Source organism: Pseudomonas sp. BN606 (genome assembly GCF_029873115.1).
Classification (GTDB): Bacteria; Pseudomonadota; Gammaproteobacteria; order Pseudomonadales; family Pseudomonadaceae; genus Metapseudomonas.
This window is the reverse complement of record NZ_SSOF01000085.1, coordinates 1-19,226: the sequence shown is the minus strand read 5'-3', so window position 1 is coordinate 19,226 and position 19,226 is coordinate 1. Positions and strand designations below refer to the sequence as shown.

The 19,226-nt window shown below is 63.7% G+C and carries 16 protein-coding genes; 10 read left to right on the top strand and 6 right to left on the bottom strand.

Going from position 1 to position 19,226, the window contains the following annotated elements; translation table 11 throughout:
- Window positions 1-112 precede the first annotated feature (112 nt).
- From argE to E8E75_RS27240, 4 genes are all read right to left on the bottom strand, one after another.
- Window positions 113-1,285, bottom strand: a complete 1,173-nt coding sequence (argE, locus tag E8E75_RS27255; protein ID WP_280359961.1) for an acetylornithine deacetylase — start codon at window positions 1,283-1,285, stop codon at window positions 113-115.
- Entirely contained in the window at window positions 1,278-1,955 is a 678-nt protein-coding gene (locus E8E75_RS27250) for a DUF1028 domain-containing protein (protein ID WP_153921002.1), read from the bottom strand. The genes argE and E8E75_RS27250 overlap by 8 nt, the downstream gene beginning before the upstream one ends.
- Window positions 1,956-1,966: 11 nt before the next feature.
- The gene (locus E8E75_RS27245; RefSeq protein WP_077525271.1) at window positions 1,967-2,398 is read right to left on the bottom strand and encodes a RidA family protein; all 432 of its coding nucleotides are present in this window, start codon (window positions 2,396-2,398) and stop codon (window positions 1,967-1,969) included.
- A 72-nt stretch (window positions 2,399-2,470) separates the two neighbouring features.
- The gene (locus E8E75_RS27240; RefSeq protein ID WP_153921000.1) at window positions 2,471-3,787 is read right to left on the bottom strand and encodes an NAD(P)/FAD-dependent oxidoreductase; all 1,317 of its coding nucleotides are present in this window, start codon (window positions 3,785-3,787) and stop codon (window positions 2,471-2,473) included.
- Between the two features lie 364 nt (window positions 3,788-4,151).
- On the opposite strand from E8E75_RS27240, the gene E8E75_RS27235 reads away from it, so the two are divergent.
- Together E8E75_RS27235 and E8E75_RS27230 are read left to right on the top strand one after the other, a co-directional pair.
- A complete protein-coding gene (locus E8E75_RS27235; protein WP_120651815.1) occupies window positions 4,152-5,783 on the top strand; it encodes a VRR-NUC domain-containing protein in 1,632 nt (543 codons plus the stop codon).
- Between the two features lies 1 nt (window position 5,784).
- Window positions 5,785-8,037: an ATP-dependent DNA helicase gene (locus tag E8E75_RS27230; RefSeq protein ID WP_280359959.1), complete on the top strand. Its 2,253-nt coding sequence runs from the start codon at window positions 5,785-5,787 to the stop codon at window positions 8,035-8,037.
- 109 nt (window positions 8,038-8,146) lie between these two features.
- Here E8E75_RS27230 and E8E75_RS27225 read toward each other — a convergent pair whose 3' ends face one another.
- Window positions 8,147-8,839 carry an endonuclease I family protein gene (locus tag E8E75_RS27225; RefSeq protein WP_120655235.1) on the bottom strand — a complete coding sequence of 231 codons (693 nt, stop codon included), beginning with the start codon at window positions 8,837-8,839 and terminating at the stop codon, window positions 8,147-8,149.
- Window positions 8,840-9,126: 287 nt separating this feature from the next.
- Here E8E75_RS27225 and E8E75_RS27220 point away from each other — a divergent pair, with 287 nt between their 5' ends.
- Window positions 9,127-9,438 carry a transcriptional regulator gene (locus E8E75_RS27220; protein WP_120651817.1) on the top strand — a complete coding sequence of 104 codons (312 nt, stop codon included), beginning with the start codon at window positions 9,127-9,129 and terminating at the stop codon, window positions 9,436-9,438.
- Between the two features lie 7 nt (window positions 9,439-9,445).
- Here E8E75_RS27220 and E8E75_RS27215 read toward each other — a convergent pair whose 3' ends face one another.
- Complete coding sequence (locus E8E75_RS27215) at window positions 9,446-10,327, bottom strand: DMT family transporter (RefSeq protein ID WP_120651818.1); 882 nt, start codon at window positions 10,325-10,327, stop codon at window positions 9,446-9,448.
- 293 nt (window positions 10,328-10,620) lie between these two features.
- On the opposite strand from E8E75_RS27215, the gene E8E75_RS27210 reads away from it, so the two are divergent.
- The 7 genes from E8E75_RS27210 to E8E75_RS27180 all read left to right on the top strand — a co-directional run.
- Window positions 10,621-11,754: a PAS domain-containing protein gene (locus tag E8E75_RS27210; RefSeq protein ID WP_120651819.1), complete on the top strand. Its 1,134-nt coding sequence runs from the start codon at window positions 10,621-10,623 to the stop codon at window positions 11,752-11,754.
- Window positions 11,751-13,205 carry a sigma 54-interacting transcriptional regulator gene (locus E8E75_RS27205; protein WP_120651820.1) on the top strand — a complete coding sequence of 485 codons (1,455 nt, stop codon included), beginning with the start codon at window positions 11,751-11,753 and terminating at the stop codon, window positions 13,203-13,205. The genes E8E75_RS27210 and E8E75_RS27205 overlap by 4 nt, the downstream gene beginning before the upstream one ends.
- Window positions 13,206-13,461: 256 nt before the next feature.
- Window positions 13,462-14,064, top strand: a complete 603-nt coding sequence (locus tag E8E75_RS27200) for a dimethylamine monooxygenase subunit DmmA family protein (protein WP_120651821.1) — start codon at window positions 13,462-13,464, stop codon at window positions 14,062-14,064.
- A complete protein-coding gene (locus tag E8E75_RS27195; RefSeq protein WP_120651822.1) occupies window positions 14,061-15,029 on the top strand; it encodes a PDR/VanB family oxidoreductase in 969 nt (322 codons plus the stop codon). Before E8E75_RS27200 ends, E8E75_RS27195 begins: the two co-directional genes overlap by 4 nt.
- A gap of 13 nt (window positions 15,030-15,042) precedes the next feature.
- The gene (locus tag E8E75_RS27190) at window positions 15,043-16,083 is read left to right on the top strand and encodes a DUF3445 domain-containing protein (protein ID WP_120651823.1); all 1,041 of its coding nucleotides are present in this window, start codon (window positions 15,043-15,045) and stop codon (window positions 16,081-16,083) included.
- A 115-nt stretch (window positions 16,084-16,198) separates the two neighbouring features.
- Window positions 16,199-17,725: an APC family permease gene (locus E8E75_RS27185; protein ID WP_120651824.1), complete on the top strand. Its 1,527-nt coding sequence runs from the start codon at window positions 16,199-16,201 to the stop codon at window positions 17,723-17,725.
- Window positions 17,726-17,805: 80 nt separating this feature from the next.
- On the top strand, window positions 17,806-19,226 hold a 1,421-nt coding region (locus E8E75_RS27180; protein ID WP_280357740.1), incomplete at its 3' end, for a gamma-aminobutyraldehyde dehydrogenase.

The following is a 19,226-nucleotide window of genomic DNA, read 5'->3' as shown; positions in this document are numbered from 1 at the left end:
TTTTTCAACCTCCGGACGGAGGAATCGAGCCAACATAAGGGCTGGAATGGTAGCAATGGGGTTGACGCCCGTCAATCACGCAGCCCAGCCATATAGATAGGGGTGCGGCAGTCTACAGCAGGCGGTCTTCGCGCTGCAGATAAAGCGCCAGGCGGCGCAGCATCAAGTCGCACTCCGCCAGCTGTTCCAAGCTGACGTATTCGTCGGGCTTATGGCCTTGATCCATGCTGCCCGGGCCACAGACGACAGTTGGAATGCCGGCCTGGTCGAACAACCCGCCCTCGGTGCCAAATGCCACTGTGCCGAACTCCGCCGAACCACAGATAAGTGCCAACAGACGAGCTGCTTCACTGTCGGGCGGAGTGGCCAGCCCCGGATAGGCACTCAATGGCCTCAGGCTGATGCCCGTGTTCGCTTGTACCCTGCGCATCTGCGGTGCCAGCTCGGCCTCGGCATAAACCTGCAGCTCATCGGCCACCTGCTGCGCATCGAATCCCGGCAGAGCACGCACCTCGAAGTCGAACTCGCATTCCGCCGGGACGATATTCAACGCCCGTCCGCCTTTGATGGTACCAGTCTGCACCGTGGAAAAAGGTGGATCGAAACGCTCGTCATGGCGTTCCGGCCGGGCCAGATCCGCGCCAATCTCGCCCAGCTTGCCAATCAGCCGCGCCGAGTACTCGATGGCATTCACGCCATAGGGCGCGTAGGCGGAATGGCAGGCGGCACCTTGAATCTGACAGCGCATGGCCAGCTTGCCCTTATGGCCTAGCACCGGCTTCAACTCCGTGGGTTCGCCGATCAGGCACAAGCGCGGCTTATGTGGACGCTTCTCCAACTCCGCCAGCATGGGTCGCACACCCAGGCAGCCCACCTCCTCGTCATAAGAGAAGGCCAGATGTACCGGAAGCGTCAGCGGCTGCTCCAGAAAGGCTGGTACTGCGGCCAGGACGGAGGCGATGAAGCCTTTCATATCCGCCGTACCGCGCCCATAAAAGCGCCCTTCCCTCTCCGTCAGCCTGAACGGCTCGACCGTCCAGGCCTGCCCCTCCACAGGCACTACGTCGGTATGACCTGAAAGCACAACACCACCTCGGTCGCGAGGACCGATGGTGGCGAACAGGTTGGCCTTGGTGCGCTCCAGGTTGTAGAAGAGCTCGCTTTCCACGCCGAGCCCCGCCAGGTAATCGCGGATGAAGGCGATCAACTCCAGGTTGGAATCCCGACTGACGGTAGCGAAACCGATCAGTCGTTCGAGCAGATCGCGACTGGACACTTCACTCATCACCCGGCACCCCATAGCTGGGAGCCGCCGTCGGATTCAGCGCACGGGTGACATAGTCCTGCATCTGCGGCCGATAGGCCCGCCAGAGCGTCTCCAGCTGGCCGATGGGATCCTCATCCGCCCAGTCGACCCGCAGATCGACGAGCGGCCAAGTGAGATCACCCATCACCTTTAGTGCTGCAGAGTGAACCGGACCCGCTTCGCCACCTGCGGCCATCGCGGCATGCATGGCTGCCAGCAGACGGTCCGCGAGAAGCCCGGGTGCAGTCTCGAATGCCTGCACCATGGCTTCAATTACTTGGGTTGCAGACAATAGATTCCCTGCTGCGACGCACTGCTCGCCAGCAACCGCGTTGTGAACGCCCAGAGCCTCGCTACCACTGAACAGCGCGGTGCGGCCCTGGCTATCGATCACCGTGACCTGGCGATATTGGCTCCAGCCGTTGGTGCTGAGCGCCCGATCAAGGGCTGCCGCAGGCTCCAGTTGCTGCGCGTCGAGCAGATCGAGAATCTGCGGCCCCAGGGCCGGCAGGGTGACGTTCTGGGTCGCCACCGCACCAACCCCGGCCCGCACCCAGGGGCAACGGGCGCCGACCGCGATACTCGACGAGCTGATGGCGATGCCGAGCTGACCCGTTTCAGGGCAGCGTCCGATGATAGAGAACGTCATGGTCCTGCTCCTTATGCCTGTGCCGACTGCCAGTCGTCCGGAATTACCGCGATCACATCAATCTCCATCAGCCACTGGGGCTGGCCCAGGGCCGAAACCACCAACCCGGTAGAGATCGGGAATACGCCTTTGAGCCATTTGCCGACTTCCTGGTAGACCGGCTCGCGGTAGCGTGGATCGATCAGGTAGGTGGTGGTCTTGACGATGTGGGACAGGTCGCTGCCCGCCTCTTCCAGCAACTGCTTGACGTTTTTCATCGCCTGCTCGGTCTGGGCGCGCGGATCGCCGAGGCCGACCAGTCGACCTTCGAAATCCGTACCGACCTGGCCGCGCACATAGACGGTGTTGCCAGCACGCACGGCCTGGCACAGGTCGTTGTCCAGCGACTGGTTCGGATAGGTGTCCTTGGTATTGAACATGCGGATGCGAGTATGGGTAGGCATCGAATCACTTCCAGAAATCTGATTGTTTGAACACACGAATAGCGGCAGTCGCCTGCACGGAAACGTTTTCGCTCAGTCTTTCGCCTGGCGCTGAGAGGCATCGCGGTAGGCGAGATACTTGTGCTGGGTAGCAATGTGGTCGGCGATATGCTTGGCGTCGTGCCAAACACCCCAGATAAAGGTGGAGCCACGACGGGAAAGCCACGGCAGGCCGAGGAAATAAACGCCCGGCTCGGCCGACACACCGCGCTGGTGTTGCGGCTTGCCCTTGGCGTCGAAGGCATTGACCTTCAGCCAGCTGTAATCGACCGCGTAACCGGTTGCCCAGATGATCGAGGTAACCCCTGCCTTCGCCAGGTCCAGCTCGAGAATCGGATTGCTCATGCATTCCGGGTCCGGGTAAGTAGCGCGGGCTTCGGGCTCCTCCGGGAGGTCGAGTCCATTGCGCTCGATGTAAGCGTCCGCTGCATCCAGCAGGGACAGGTAGTTCTCATCACCGCGGGCGATGTTCTCCACAAGGTCTGCCTGGAAGGTGACCGCGTCGCCATCGAACGACTTGGTGAGCCCAACCAACGTCACTCCCTGATGGGCCAGTCCACGGAAGTCGACCGTATGGCCACCACGGGCCCCGCTCACGGCGATGGTCACGTGTTCCTTGCCAGGTTGGGCGGCCTCCGCGTCCCACAGACCGAGCACGCCAAGCCACCAGCAGAAATCACGGTTGCGATAGGCGCGCGGCGGACGATCATGCGGCCCGACCGAAAGGTAGACCTGCTTGCCGGCACGCTGCAGCTCATCGGCAATCTGCACGCCCGAGGACCCGGCCCCAACCACCAGCACGCCGCCTTCAGGCAGTTGCTGCGGATTGCGGTACTGGGCCGAGTGAATCTGCGTGACCCTTGCATTGGTCGGCGCAATCGGCGGAATGATCGGGCGCTGGAAAGGCCCGGTAGCGGCCACCACTCGGTTTGCCTGGATCACACCCTCGGAGGTTTCGATGGTGAACCCCGGACGGTCGATATTGCGCACCACTGATTTCACTTCCACGCCGGTGCGGATCGGGGCATCGAACTGCTTGGCGTAGGCTTCGAAGTAAGCTGCAACCTGCTCTTTGGGAGCGAAGGCGTCGGGATCGAGGTCGAATTCCAACCCGGGGAAGCGGTCGTGCCAGGCCGGCCCATTGGCCACCAGCGAATCCCAGCGCCCGGTGCGCCAGGCTTCCGCGATTCGATTGCGCTCCAGTACCAGATGCGGTACCCCGAGCTTGGTCAGGTGCTCACTCATGGCCACGCCGGCCTGACCGGCACCAACAACCAGCGTATCGATCTCTATTCTTTCAACTGCCTTGTCCGCGTACTTCTGAAACGCGGTCTGGTTCAGGTCGGTCATCGCTTGCCTCCTCTGACTCTGATCATTCTTGTTCTGCTGATGCGGCTATCTGTGGGGGTGTTGGCCGCATTCTGTTCAGAGCGAGGCAATCGCGAAATTATGATTTTTGTAGTCGCTGGCTAGGAAAAAGCTGCCAGCACGAAAAGCGCCCGGCCCGCGCGCCAGAAGGCTTTGGATATAGGTTTTTTAGCTTCAGGCGCGACAAAATAAATAGTGTCGTTTCGCTCAAAGGGCGCAGCATTTCAGAACTGGGAGAATGGCTGCCGCCAGCTGGGACCCACTGATCGAAATGCATTTGCCGCGCCCCCATCGCGCCTGATATCTGTATATATCCACAGTAGAAGTCCAGTCTGCCTCCCTCACCATGCCCGCCACCCTCGACGATCCGTTCTACTACCTGCTCAACTTCCACACCCTGCTGGACTGGATCAGCGAGCGTTATCACGACCTCCTCGACGGAGACGAGCAGACGTTCATCGAGAATTTCCGCGCCCTGCCCCGCGCCTCCCAGGCGCTACTGGTTCGCATGGTGATGCGCAAGGGCACACTGTTCCGCGCCAGTAAGTTGAACTACGCAGAGATAGGCGATACCCGTGCGGCGGCCCTGCCGCTACTGGCGCTTGGCTGGCTGGATGCGGCGCCGGAACTGGACCTGGCGCAGCTATTCGGACTGCTTACGCTGGGCGAAGTGGATGCCTGCTTCGGCAAAGCGCCGGGGCGCAAGGCGGAGCGCCTGGAAAACCTGCTAACTCAATACAATGAAGGCCGTACCTTTGCGCTCTGGTGCCCGGCCAGCAGCGATTGCGTCTACGCCCTCGGACTGATGGATATCTGCGACCGCCTGAGGCTAATGTTCTTCGGCAACCTCTACCAGGACTGGTCCGAGTTCGTCCTCGCTGATCTGGGCATCTACCAGTACGAGAAGGTGGAGATCGACACCTCGGCGAGAGGTTTTCGCGAACGCGCAGACCTCGACTACTACCTTTACCTGCACCGTTTGCGGGAACGCTTCGAAGACGGCGAGGCAATCGAGCAATTGCTGCCTGAACTGCCCGCCGAGCCCCACGCCAACCCCTGGCTGGATGCACGTCGACGCAAGCTGCTGTTCCAGGTCGGCCAGCATTGCGAGCGCTGCGCGCTACTTGAAGCGGCGCTGGGCCTGTACGGCCTTTGCGACTATCCAGGGGCGCGGGTGCGGCGCATCCGCGTGCTCGAACGCCTGGAGGCCCATGACGATGCGTTCAGTCTCGCGCAATTCGCCAGTGGGGCGCCCGAGAGCGAGGAGGAGCAGCAGCACCTGACCCGCATCCTGCCGCGCTTGCGCCGGAAACTCGCGCTGCCAAAAGAGCCATCTGTCGGCCGCACAACGGTGCAGCGCATCGACCTCGTGTTGCCGCAGCCCCCTGAACCGCTCTCGGTGGAGCATGCCGTGCTGCTGCATTTCAACGACGACGGCGCGCCCGTGCACTACGTGGAGAACACCTTGCTGAACTCGCTGTTCGGCCTGCTGTGCTGGGACGCCATCTTCGCCGCGCTGCCCGGCGCTTTCTTTCATCCCTTCCACAATGGTCCGGCGGACCTGCTCAGCCCTGATTTCCGTGCGCGCCGGGCGGAAATGTTCGATGCCTGCCTGGCGCAACTGGACAGCGATGCCTACCAGACAAGCATTCGCCGGACCTTCGCCGCCAAACAGGGGGTACTGTCGCCCTTCGTCTACTGGGGCAACCTGGACAAAGACCTGCTCGACCAGGCCCTGGCCTGCCTGCCGGCCGTGCAGCTCAAAGCCTGCTTCCAGCGCATCCTCGCCGACATCAAGTCCAACCGCGCTGGCCTGCCGGATCTGATCCAGTTCTGGCCGGCCGAACGCCGCTATCGTCTGATAGAGGTGAAAGGCCCCGGCGACCGCCTGCAGGACAACCAGCTGCGCTGGCTGGAGTTCTGCGCCCAGCACGGGATTCCGGTGGAAGTCTGCTACGTGCAGTGGGCGGACGCCTGACGTGAGCTACAGCGTCGCCGTACGCGCGCTCTGCGAGTTCACCGCCAAGACAGGCGACCTCGACCTGCGCTTCACCCCGACGCCCACGGCCCAGGAAGGCATCGCGGGTCACGCGCTGGTGGCCAGCCGTCGTGGCGAGGGTTACCAGACGGAAGTGGCCTTGAGTGGTGAATTCGGCCCGCTGCGAGTGCGCGGTCGCGCTGACGGTTACGACCCGGCTCTGAATCGCCTGGAAGAAGTGAAGACCTATCGCGGTGATCTCCAGCGCATGCCGGATAACCACCGGCACTTGCACTGGGCCCAGGTCAAGGTCTACGGCTGGCTGCTCTGCCAGCAGCAGTCGCTGACGGAGATCGAACTGGCGCTGGTCTATTTCGATATCGGCAGCCAGAAGGAAACCCTGCTCACCGAACACCACACGGCCGAGGACCTGCGACTGTTCTTCGAATCCCAATGCCAACGCTTCATCGCCTGGGGGGAACAGGAACTCTCCCATGCAAAGGCGCGCAACACCGCTCTCGAAGCCCTGACCTTTCCCCATTCCGGATTCCGCCAGGGCCAGCGCCAGCTCGCCGAGGCCGTGTACAAGGCGGCAAGCACCGGCTGTTGCCTGATGGCTCAGGCACCCACCGGAATCGGCAAGACCCTCGGCACCCTGTTCCCCCTTCTCAAGGCGGTTCCGCGCCAAGGGCTGGACAAGGTGTTCTTCCTCGCGGCGAAAACACCCGGTCGCCAACTGGCCCTCGATGCCCTGCGCCAGATCGATGCCGAGCCCCTTCGAGTGCTGGAACTGGTCGCCCGCGACAAGGCTTGCGAACACCCGGAGAATGCCTGCCACGGCGAGTCCTGCCCCCTTGCCAGCGGCTTCTACGAACGCCTCCCAGGCGCTCGCAAGGCTGCAGCCGAGCGCCGTTGGCTCAACCGCGAAGCCATTCGCGAAGTGGCGCTTGCCCATCAGGTCTGCCCCTACTACCTGGCCCAGGAGATGGCGCGCTGGAGCGACGTGGTCGTGGGCGACTACAACTACTACTTCGACTCAAGCGCCCTTCTCCATGGGCTGGCCAACGCCAACCAATGGCGTGTCGCGGTGCTGGTGGACGAAGCCCACAATCTCGTGGAGCGGGCGCGCAAGATGTACTCGGCCGAGCTCGACCAGCTCAGCCTCAAGGTCTTGCGCAAGAACTCCCCGGCCGTGCTGAAAAAACCCCTGGAACGAGTGGGCCGCACCTGGAGTGAACTCAACAGGGAACAGGCCGGGGACTACCGCGCCTATGACTCGCCTCCGACAAAGCTGCTGAACGCACTTCAGGGCGCGGTCACTGCGATAACCGACTACCTCACCGAAAACCCCACCGCCATGGATGCCGCCCTGCAGGACTTCTACTTCGAAGCCATGCAGTTCGGGCGCATGGCCGAGCAATTCGGCAGCCATTCACTGTTCGACCTCAGCAAGCGACCTGGCAAGGGCGGGGCCAGCCTGTCACGCCTGTGCCTGCGCAATCTGATACCCGCGCCGTTCGTTGGTCCGCGGTTCGCCGCCAGCCACTCCACCGTGCTGTTCTCGGCCACCCTCAACCCGCGCCACTATTACGGCGACTTGCTCGGGCTGGCGCCCAACACACCCTGGCTGGAAGTGGACTCCCCCTTCAGCGCCGAACAGCTCCAGGTTCGGATTGCCGCCGACGTATCCACGCGCTACCAACACCGCAGCGCGTCGCTCGCCCCCATCACACGACTGATGGCCCGGCAGTTTGCGGAACGCCCCGGCAACTACCTGGCCTTCTTCAGCAGCTACGACTACCTGCAGCAGGTCGCCAGCCTGTTCGCCCGCGAACATCCGCAGGCTCCCATCTGGCTGCAGGCACGGCAGATGGACGAAGGAGCGCGCCAGGCATTCATCGAGCGTTTCGAGGCCGGCGGCCAAGGCATCGGTTTCGCCGTGCTAGGCGGTGCATTTGGTGAAGGTATCGACCTGCCCGGCGAGCGACTGATCGGCGCCTTCGTCGCCACCCTTGGCCTGCCACAGCTGAACCCTATCAATGAGCAGTTGAAGTTGCGCATGGCCGCGCAGTTCGGCGCCGGTTACGACTACGCCTATCTCTACCCAGGCTTGCAGAAAGTGGTACAGGCGGCCGGGCGCGTCATCCGCACGACCGAGGACAGGGGCGTACTGCACCTGATCGACGACCGCTTTGCGCGACCGGAGGTGCAGCGTCTGCTGCCCAGCTGGTGGGAGCTAGAGCCACGAACGTGAGGTGCCCCGCGCGCACCGCTGGCCCTTATGCCGGCTCAGTGGTGCGCATGGCGCACACCACGAATTCTCTGGGTGTGCACAAGGTCGCCCTGGGCGCCGAGTCGCTTAGCTATCGCCGGCAAACACCCATATCCACCTTGCCCACGAACGGATTGCCGTAGCCCATCACGCAGGCCACGCGCTGGTTGCGGTTGCGCTCCCAGGCCTCCACCGGGTACTGGCGGTTCCAGGCGTTGTAGAGCTTGCGATCCTGGCTGGAGAGGCGCAGGCCATAGCGGTCGCTCATATAGAAGTAGGTCCGCGCAATCATGCCGCGGATCTGCTGGCGCGGCATCGCCTTGCGCGCCTTGAAGTCCACCACCATGGGGCAAGCGCCGTACTGGCTCGGTTTCTGCGGCAGCCAGGCGAAGCTGTAGTTGCTGCGATCGCCGTTCACCTCGCCGATGCTCGGCACCAGGTTGTGCAGGTCGGCCTCGGCACGCTGATAGGTCGGATCATTCTCCGCGCAGTTCTTGCGCCCGCCCTTCTGCCAGCACTGGCGCTGATGGCCGATCACCCAGGCCGGCACGATGTGCTCCCACTCGATGCGTTGGGCCCGCTGCGGTGTCTTCCTCGGCACGTAACCGCAGCTTTTCAGATCCACGCGATTGCCCTGGTAACGGCAGCCGCAATAAAACTCCACCGGGTGCGTGGCGTAGAGCTTCCAGGCGGCCTTCTTGGCTTCGTTGAACGTGCGCGGTGCGGCGGCTTCGGTGGCTGCGGAAAACAACAGGCAAAACAGCAGGATAGAGCGAATCATCAGGCTTCTTCTTCCCGGGTACTGCGTCAGGGGGAAATGACTGACAACAGATTTTTCCTTTGGTTTGGTTGCCATCAGACGGCGGCAACTGATATCTGTATAAATATACAGTAATCCAGGAAAAGTCCTATGCCTGTATCAGCCCCGATCCGATTGCCCATACCCGAGCAACCTGTTCCATCAAACGTTCCGCTGCCCTACCAGCTGCCGCTGCCCTTCCCACCCCGTGGCCAGGTGCAGCCCTTGTTCGCCAGCCGGCGGCTGCACTGAATCCGTCCGAGGAAGACCCGATGCTGGACGTACGCCAGTTGAAATACACCGTGAGCCGCATGGCCCCGGAAGAAATCCGCGAAGCGGTGGAAGAATTACGCCTGGAAGGTCTGGTGACCGATGGCAAGACGCCCTTCGGTCGACTGCACTTCAACACCTGCCTGGCGGAGATAGAGGCTCTGTTCCAGCGTGCCGGCTATCACCGGCAACTGGATGTCGTGGGTTACCAGGGCCAGGCCTACGCCCTGTTCGACCCGGCCCGCTGGGAGCCGGTGCAAGTGCTGCGGTGGCTGAAGGATTATGTGGACTCGCGCCAGACGGAAAGCGCCTAGCCAGTTGCTAGCGCTTCTGCGCGTAGGCCATGAACAGACCGCTGCCGACGATGATGGCGATGCCGAGCAGGCCGATCTGATCCGGCGCGTGGTTGAACAGCAGCAACCCCAGCAGGCCGGCGAAAACGATCTGTCCATAACCGAAGGGCGCCAGCAGCGGCGGCGACGCGTGGCGGAACGCCTGGGTCAGCAGCATGTGCCCGCCCATGCCACAGGTGCCCAGGGCCAGCATCAACAAACCATGGCTGAGGTTGTCCGGCAGATGCCAGAAGAACGGCACCAGAGCACTCATGATCAGCGTGTTGGTCAGGCCGGTGATGAAGTTGCTGGTGGCTGAGCTGTCGGTGCGGGTGAGAATGCGCGTCAGCAATTGGTAGAAGGCAAAGCACACGGCCGCAGCCAACGGAAACAGAACGGCCGGGGTGAACAGCGAACCGCCTGGGCGCACGATCAGCAGCACTCCAGCGAATCCCACCAGCACCGCCCCCCACTGCCCGCGAGAAACCCGCTCGCGCAGCAGGGGTACCGAAAGCATCGTGACCAATAGTGGCGCGAGGAAGATTACCGAGGTCGCCTCGGCCAGCGGGATATAGCGCAGACCGGTCGTGAACAGCAGGCTCACCCCGATCAGACAGAGCGCTCGTGCTATCTGCAGCATCGGGCGCTTGGTGCGAAGTACCCGGGTGCCTTCGCGCGGCAGCAGGAAGCCCGCCATCAGCAGCGTGTGCACCAGATAGCGCACCCAGACCACCATCACGATGGGGTAGAAGGCCGACAGGTACTTGGAAATCGCGTCGTGGCTGGAGAACAGGAAAGTAGCCAGGCAGACCAGCACGATGCCTTTCAGCGGCTGGTCGATGCGTTGCGACAAGGGGCTATGGGAGCTCATCAGGGGTCCGGGGCGTCTGCCGGGGAAGGGCTTGGTAGCAGACTAATGATTAGGCGACTCAAGATATCGGCTAAGCGTGCGTGACTCAAGAGCCGGCCGGCATGCATGCCGAACCGGGATGGCAAGCCTTCCATCAGCCGACCGGAGGTGCTGTGGTCATGCGATGAGGCGCTGTAAAAATGCAGCACTCGCACCTCGCATTCAGCTGCAGGCCCCGCGCCAACTGTCCATGGCGGCTGGCACGCAATGTGCGGGCGTAAGTCCGAATCCCGCACAGCACATCTGGAATCGACATGGACCCATTACACCTGCTGGCCGAACGCGGCCTGCTGCTTTCCACCACCCTCTCGGTCAGCGGCCAATTGCTGCATATCTCTCCCAGCCTGAGCGATCAGCTCGGCTACGCGCCGGATGAACTCCCGGGGCTGGGCATCGAGCAAATCTACACCGCCGAATCGGTACGTGCCCTGCACCAGCTTTTCGCCAATCCGCCCGCCGACGAGCGCATCCAGGACCTGGAACTCAACCTGATACGCCACAGCGGTGGGCTCCTGCCGGTGCTGGCCAGCGGCATCCTGGAATGGCGCACGGTGCCAGCGCCGCGCTTGCACCTGATCAAGATGCCGCTCGGCGCCCTCACCCGCCGCGTGAACGAATTGCAGAACGCCAACGAAGTCATGAGCCAGATGCTCTACAGCGCCAAGGTGGCGTACTGGTGCATCGAGTTCGCCGAGGCGGTGGACATCAACCAGACACCCGACGAGATCGTCCGTCAGGTGTTCGAGAACCGTTCCTACTGGCGCATGTGCAACCGCGCCATGGCAGACGTCTACGAGATGCCGGCGGACGTCGACTTCAACCAGCAGCCGGTCCGCCTCTACTGGCCACGCAGCCCCGCCAACGAAGAGTTCGTGCGGCGCCTGGTGGAAACCGGCTTCTGCGTCGATGGTGCCCTGTCGGTGGACCGCCGCCACGATGGCTCCCCCGCCTATGTGGAGAACGATGTGCGCGCCGCCATCCACAACGGCCGCCTGCTGCGTATGTGGGGCAGCATCCGCGACGTCAGCCAGGAGCTGCGCATGCAGCACGACGCCGAGCAACGCATCGACGCGCTGCGCCGGGTCTTCGACGCGGTGCCCGACGCGGTGGTGGTGATCGACGAAGCGCTCCAGCCGCAATGGCGCAACGCCGCCTTCGAGAACACCTTCGGCATCACCCAAGGCACCAACATCGCCCACGCCCTGCTGGACCAGTCGCTGCCGGAACGCACCTGGCACAGCCTGCAGCTGCCCGACCTGAGCGGCCGGCCGCAACTGTTCAACGTCCATTGCTCGCGCGTACTCATGCAAGAGGGCGTGGCCTGGAAAGTAGCGGTACTGCGTGCAGCCGAGCGTGGCCTTCGGCATAGCGACGAGTTGCATCCATGATCGACAAGAATCTCCTGCCGTCCCTGAAAATGGGCATGCGCTCTTCGGTGAGCGTCAGCAGCGAAGTGCTTTCGGCACTCCTGGAAACACCGGCCCTGCACGCACTGCTCGACAGTTTCAGCGAGGCCATCATCCTTTGCGACGGTGAATCGCGGGTACGTTTCCTCAACCTTGCAGCCGAACGGGTCAACCGCCTGTCCCGCCAGGACGCGCTGGGCCTGCCCAACGCCGAGTTCTTCCAACGCTCGGCACTCGGTTTCGACGACTTCCAGCAGGCCATCGGCCGTGGCGCCACCAGTGCCCTGACCCGCTCCCGAGACGGCCGGATGTTCCTCACCAGTACCCAGGCGGTACCCACCGGCGCCTACGAGAAGCCCTACACGCTGTTGGTTCAACGCGACTTCGAAGGCCGCGAGAGCCAGCGCCGCACATCCCCGCAATCCTTTGCTCCAGCAGAGAACAACGGTCTTGGCGACCCGCAGGACAACGCCCTGCACCTTTCACCATTGCTTTCCAGCATTGCCGATACCGGCGTGCGCGCTTTCCGCCGCCGCGCCAGACTGCTCCTGCTGGGCGAACCCGGCGTCGGCAAGACCGCCATCGCCCGGCACATTCACCGCGCCGCCGGGTGGGGCGACCGCCCGTTCATACACGTCAACTGCGGCAGCATTCCTGAAAGCCTGTTCGAGTCCGAGATGTTCGGCTACGAGCGCGGCGCCTTCACCGGCGCCCTGCAGGGCGGTAAGCGCGGCTACATCGAGAGCGCCTCAGGCGGCACGCTGTTCCTCGACGAGATAGGCGAAATCCCGCTGCATGTGCAGGCCAAGCTGCTCAAGTTCCTCGAGGACGGCAGCATCCAGTCGGTGGGCTCGCCGCTCTCCAAGACGGTCCAGGTACAGGTGATCGCCGCCACCAACAAGGACCTGCGACGCCTGGTGGAAACCGGCGAATTCCGCGCCGACCTCTATTACCGCCTGGCGGTGCTCCCGGTGGAAATCCCGCCGCTGCGCCAGCACCTGGAAGACCTTCCGGTGCTCATGGACATCCTCCTGATGCGTATCAACCGCGACCGCCAGCCAACCTTGCGAATCTCAGGTGGCTGCCGCCAGCGACTGATGAACTACGACTACCCCGGCAACATCCGCGAACTGGTGAACGTCTTCGAACGTCTGGCCGTGCTGGCGGACGACGAGGCCCAGGAACATCATCTGCCGCCTGAGTTGCTGGGTCTCATCGCCCCGGTATTCGTCCGCCCCGCAGCGGCGCGGGTAGACGCGGAGAGCATTGCGCCGCCCGGCGAGGAAGCAAGCGGCAATCTCAAGGCCCAGGTGCAACGCTTCGAGCGCCAGCTCATTCTGCAGGCTGTCCAGAACCAGGGCAGCAAGCGCAAGGCCGCCCAGCAGCTCGGCATCGACATCGGCACCCTGATCCGCAAGCTGCAACGCGACTGATCCCGCCGGCACAGGGATGTGCCCAATGCTGCCGTTTCGCCATCCCGGCGTTTCCGCGCAGCGCTGCAAGAATGCCAACAAGGCATTTCATTTCTGCCTACACCAGGCAACACGCAAAAAGTAAAATTTCTTTATTTTCAACATGTTACTAAGTTGGCACGGCGCGTGCTCCAGCTAGCGGCACCCATCCACCTGAGTGGGTCATCGCATAGAAGCCGGGTCCGAGAGACCCGGCAGCTCTGGAGGCAAAACAACAATGCTAATCACAGGTATCAAGAGCCGGCCGGTATACGACCAACTCCGTCCTCTTCCCGGCGGAACCCATCACCTGGTCGCCGGCCAGGGCAGTGGCGGCCGCGCCCTGCTGCGCCTGCTGGACGACATGGCCGGACAGGGCCTCAACATCACCCTGCTCTACTCGCAGGAATCCTTCTCCGGCCAGGACTTCCTCGCCGAGCTGGAACAACGTGACGTCGCCGAACTGCGCGTCTATTCCAGCAACCAGGCGCTGGTGGACGAACTCGAACACATCCTCGGCGATGCCCGCATGGGCACCCGCCTCTACCTCTCCGGTTCGGAAAGCTTTATCGGCACCGCCATGCAGGTCGCCACCCGCTACGACATGAACGGCGACGAAGTGCTCCGCGAACACGCCGGCAGCTTCGTCCGCCGAGTCTGGTGCGTGCACTGCGACAGCTACACCGAGAACGTCACCCAGCGCGTATTCCAGTGCCCCAGTTGCAACCGGATGCTGGTGGTACGTGACCACTACTCCCGCCGCCTCGCCGCCTTCCAGGCCGTGAAGGCCGATGCCGAAGTCCCCGGCGAACTGCCGGCCGCCGAGGAGCTCGACACATGAGCCTGAGCAACGGAACCCTGAACGTGCGGGTGGCCCGCATCGAAGCCGTCACCCCCGAGATCAAGCGATTCACCCTGGTTTCCACCGATGGTGCGCACCTGCCGCCCTTCTCTGGCGGCAGCAACGTGGTGGTACTGATCCCACACGAGACAGGCGCCTACCGCAATGCTTACTCGCTGATGAGCTCGCCGTACGACTCCAGCGCCTACCAGATCGCCGTACGCCGGGTCGAGGAAGGCCGTGGCGGCTCGTTGCGGATGCACGAAGCGGTGAACGAGGGCGATGTGCTGGAAATCCTGCGCCCAGTGAATCTGTTCCCGCTGAGCAAGCACGCCCGTCTGCACCTGTTCATCGCCGGCGGCGTGGGCATAACCCCGGTCTGCTCTCAGCTGGCCGAATTGCGCCTGCGCGGAACGCCCTTCGAGGTGCATCTGGCAGTGCGCGGCGCAGAACACGCGCGCCTGGGCGAAGAACTGGTGCGCGAATACGGTGACGCGGTGCGCCTGTACCGCAATGACATCGATCAGCGCCTGGATATCGCCGCCGTGGTCGCGGACCGTCCGTTGGGTAGCCACCTCTATGTCTGCGGTCCGGAATCCATGATCCAGGACGCCATCGACAGCGCCCGCGCCCAAGGCTGGACCGACAGCCACATCCACTACGAGCGGTTCCTGGAGCAGGGCAGCATCGGCGAGAGCTTCAGCGTCACCCTGGCGCGCAGTGGCGCCACCCTCACAGTCTCTCCCGACCAGAGCCTGCTGGAGGCCGCCGAGGCCGCCGGCCACGAGATCCCCTACCTGTGCCGCGGCGGCGCCTGCGGCATGTGTGAAACCAATGTGCTGGAGCTGGACGGCGAAATCCTCCACACCGACGACTGGCTGTCCGACGAGGACAAGGCCGCGAACAAGAAAATCATGCCCTGCGTGTCGCGCGCCAAGTGCTCGCGGCTGGTCATCGACTGCTGAACGGAGAACGACCATGACCATCCAGTTCCGACCCGACGAAACCTACCGCGACGACTACACCTACGCGAACAGCCCCGAGTGCATTGCCCGCGCGCCCTTCCCCTTCCCGGACGACGAGTACATGTACTCGATGAATCTGGAGCCCCACGTATCGGTGGGCGAGGCAGCGCTCAAGGCCGTCTTCGACATCGACGAGCACTACATCAGCGAATGCCGCGACCGAGCCTTCACCCTGGAAAAAGACCCGGGCATGCACTACGTATCGGCGCCGCACATGATGGAAGCCCAGTGGGACCTGCTCGAGCTGATCATGGAGTCCTACGCCAGCGACTACCCCGAATACTTCACGCTGGAGAAGGACGGCACTCGCTGGCACTGGACCAACAAGCTCCTGAACATTGACGACACCTTCACCTTCGGCGACCCGGCCACCCTGCCCTATGAGCCGATGGAGTACATCACCCGCCAGGCCCAGGGCGACTGGGTATTGCAGGAAGAGCGCGACGGGACCCTGTACTGGGGCGCAGGCATCGCCACCCAGCGGGCCGACTATTCGCTGCGCTTCAACCTCGGCATGGCCTGGCACGAGTTCCACGGCCCGGTGCCACTGGTGAAAGAGACCGGCATGCTCGACCGCGCACTGAAGTTCCTTCTGCGCCTGCGCTGCGGCCATCCGGTGCGCCGCCTGAACTGGTCGCTGACCGTCAACCCGCGCCTGGACGTATCCGCCGAAAGCCTGCCGGACTGGGCACCGGACCGCACCACGGTGACCGCAGAGAACGCCGGCAAGCTGGTTTACCTGCGCATCGAACTACAACCCTTGCACCGCTTGCCGCGCAGCAACGCCATCGTGTTCCCGATCCGCACTTACCTGCTGAACCTGGAAGACATCGCCACCAACCCGGCCTGGGCCAAGCGCATGCACCGCGTGCTCAAGTCCCTCAATCAGGAACTCGTGGACTACAAGGGATTCACCCGTTACCGCGACGCCGCCGTCGAGTGGCTATCGCAGTTCGACGACGGCCGCGACGAGCAGGCGGCCAAATCCGCCTGAACCCGCTTCACGCTTCACGCTTCATCCATAACAACAAAGGCTCTTCCATGAGCACCAGCGGGCACTGCCCCGCTGGCCATGCAAACGACTGCCATTCAAATGAGGAAAAAACAATATGAGTGGGTCTTCTGCGACGCGTGCAACCGCTTCGATCGATCAGGACGCCGAGCAACTGCGTGCGCTCGGCTACAGCTCCAACTTCAACCGCAGCATGAGCCTGTGGGAGAACTTCTCCCTCGGCTTCACATATCTGTCGCCGGTGGTCGGCGTCTACACCCTGTTCGGCCTCTGCCTCGCGGCAGGTGGCCCGCCGATGTTCTGGTCCTACCTGCTGATCGGCCTCGGCCAGTTACTGGTGTGCCTGGTGTTCGGTGAGGTGGTTTCGCAGTTCCCGATTTCCGGGGGCGTCTACCCCTGGGCACGTCGCCTGGTGGGTAAGCGCTGGGCGTGGATGGTGGGCTGGGTCTACGCCTGGGCACTGTGCGCCACCATCGCCGGCGTGGCCGTCGGTGCTGGTCCTTACCTGGCCGCGATGCTCGGCTTCGAGTCCAGCGCAAACGCCAGCATCTACATCGCCCTGGTGCTGATCCTGCTCTCGACCGGTCTCAACCTGGTAGGCACCAAGCTGCTGGCGCGCGTGGCCATGTTCGGTTTCCTCTGCGAACTGGTGGGCGCCATCCTGGTGGGCGGCTACCTGTTGATCTTCGAACGCCACCAGCCGTTCAGCGTGCTGTTCAATACCTTCGAGATCAACGTCAACGGTTCCTACCTGCCGGCCTTCCTCGCAGCATCCCTGGCGGGTCTGTTCCAGTACTACGGCTTCGAGGCCTGCGGTGACGTGGCCGAGGAAACGCCCAACCCCGGCAAGCGCATCCCCAAGGCCATGCGCATGACCATCTACATCGGCGGCGCCGCGGCCATGTTCGCCTGCCTGGCACTGATCCTCGCGGTACCGGACATGCAGAAGGTCATCGCCGGCGAAGACACCGACCCGGTTTCCACCATCCTCTCCAATGCTTTCGGCCCGGTGGGTTCGAAGCTGGTAATGGCTGTCGTGATGGTGTCCTTCATTTCCTGCGTGCTCAGCCTGCAAGCCGCCGCCAGCCGCCTGCTGTTCGCCTATGCCCGTGACGAGATGATCGTCGGCAGCAACCTGCTCAAGCGCCTTTCCGCCAACCAGGTGCCGTCCTTCGCACTGGTGGTGAGCGGTGTCGTTCCGGCGGCCATCGTCTGCCTCGGCCTGTTCATGGCTGACGCCGTGGCCACCATCGTCGGCTTCGCTGCCATCGGCATCTACGTCGCCTTCCAGTTGATCGTGATTGCCGCCCTGATCGCTCGAGCCAAAGGCTGGCGCCCGAGCGGCCAGTTCAGCCTTGGCGGCTGGGGCCTGCTGGTGAACGTTGCCGCGCTGATCTACGGCCTTGGCGCCATCGTCAACATGATCTGGCCGCGCAGCCCGGATGCCGCCTGGTACATCAACTACTCGATGATCCTGACCACTGTCGTGGTGATGGGCGCGGGCTTCCTCTACATGCTGCTGGCCAAGCCCTACGACAAGGGCACCGCCCCAGCCGGCGACGCCTGGAAGTTTTCCAATCCCGTCCCAAAGGCCGCTGACGTAGCTGGCGTTCCGGCGCAGTAAGCCAACCCGTCGCCCCTCCTCCCTCGCTTTCCTCCCCTCTCCCTCCGGGAGAGGGGCTAGAACCGAACAAGGATCACCCCATGCAAACCAAACTCCTGATCAACGGCCAGCTCGTCGCCGGCGAAGGCCCCAGCCTCGCCGTGCTCAACCCGTCCCTGGGCACCGCCCTGGTGGAAATCGCCGAGGCCAGCCCGGCCCAGGTCGATGCCGCCGTGCGCGCCGCCGACGCCGCCTTCCCGGCCTGGTCGCAGACCTCGCCGAAAGACCGCTCCACCCTCCTGCTCAAGCTCGCCGACCGCATCGACGCCCACGCCGAAGAACTGGCCCGCCTGGAATCGCAGAACTGCGGCAAGCCCTACGCCGCCGCGCTGAACGACGAACTGCCGGCCATCGCCGACGTGTTCCGCTTCTTCGCCGGCGCCAGCCGCTGCATGAGCGGTTCCGCCGCCGGTGAGTACCTGCCCGGCCATACCTCGATGATCCGCCGCGACCCGGTCGGCGTGGTCGCTTCCATCGCGCCGTGGAACTACCCGCTGATGATGGCCGCCTGGAAACTCGGCCCGGCCCTGGCCGCCGGCAACACCGTGGTACTGAAACCCTCCGAGCAGACCCCGCTGACCGCCCTGAAGCTCGCCGAGTACATCGCCGAGATCTTCCCCGCCGGCGTGGTGAACATGGTCTTCGGCCGCGGCCCGAGCGTCGGTGAACCGCTGACCACCCACCCGAAGGTGCGCATGGTCTCCCTCACCGGCTCGGTCGCCACCGGCTCGCGCATCATCGCCGGCACCGCCGACAGCGTGAAACGCATGCACATGGAACTGGGCGGCAAGGCCCCGGTGATCATCTTCGACGACGCCGACATCGACGCCGCCGTGGAAGGCATTCGCACCTTCGGCTTCTACAACGCCGGCCAGGACTGCACCGCCGCCTGCCGCATCTACGCGCAGAAAGGCATCTACGAGAAGTTCGTCGCCAAGCTCGGCGAAGCCGTCGGCAGCATCCGGACCGGCCTGCAGGACGACCCGAATACCGAACTCGGCCCGCTGATCACCGAGCAGCACCTGGAGCGCGTCGAGGGCTTCGTCCAGCGCGCTGCCGCCGTGCCGCACATCCAGGTGGTCACCGGCGGCAAGCGTGTCGACGGCCCGGGTTTCTTCTTCCAGCCCACCGTGCTCGCCGGCGCCCGCCAGGACGACGAGATCGTCCGCCGCGAAGTGTTCGGCCCGGTGGTCTCGGTCACCGAGTTCGATAGCGAGGAGCAGGTGCTGGAGTGGGCCAACGATTCCGACTACGGCCTGGCCTCTTCCCTCTGGACCGCCGACGTCGGCCGCGCCCACCGCCTGTCCGCGCGCCTGCAGTACGGCTGCACCTGGGTCAACACTCATTTCATGCTGGTCAGCGAAATGCCCCACGGCGGCGTCAAGCACTCCGGCTACGGCAAGGACATGTCCATGTATGGGTTGGAGGACTACACCGCCATTCGCCACGTGATGTTCAAGCA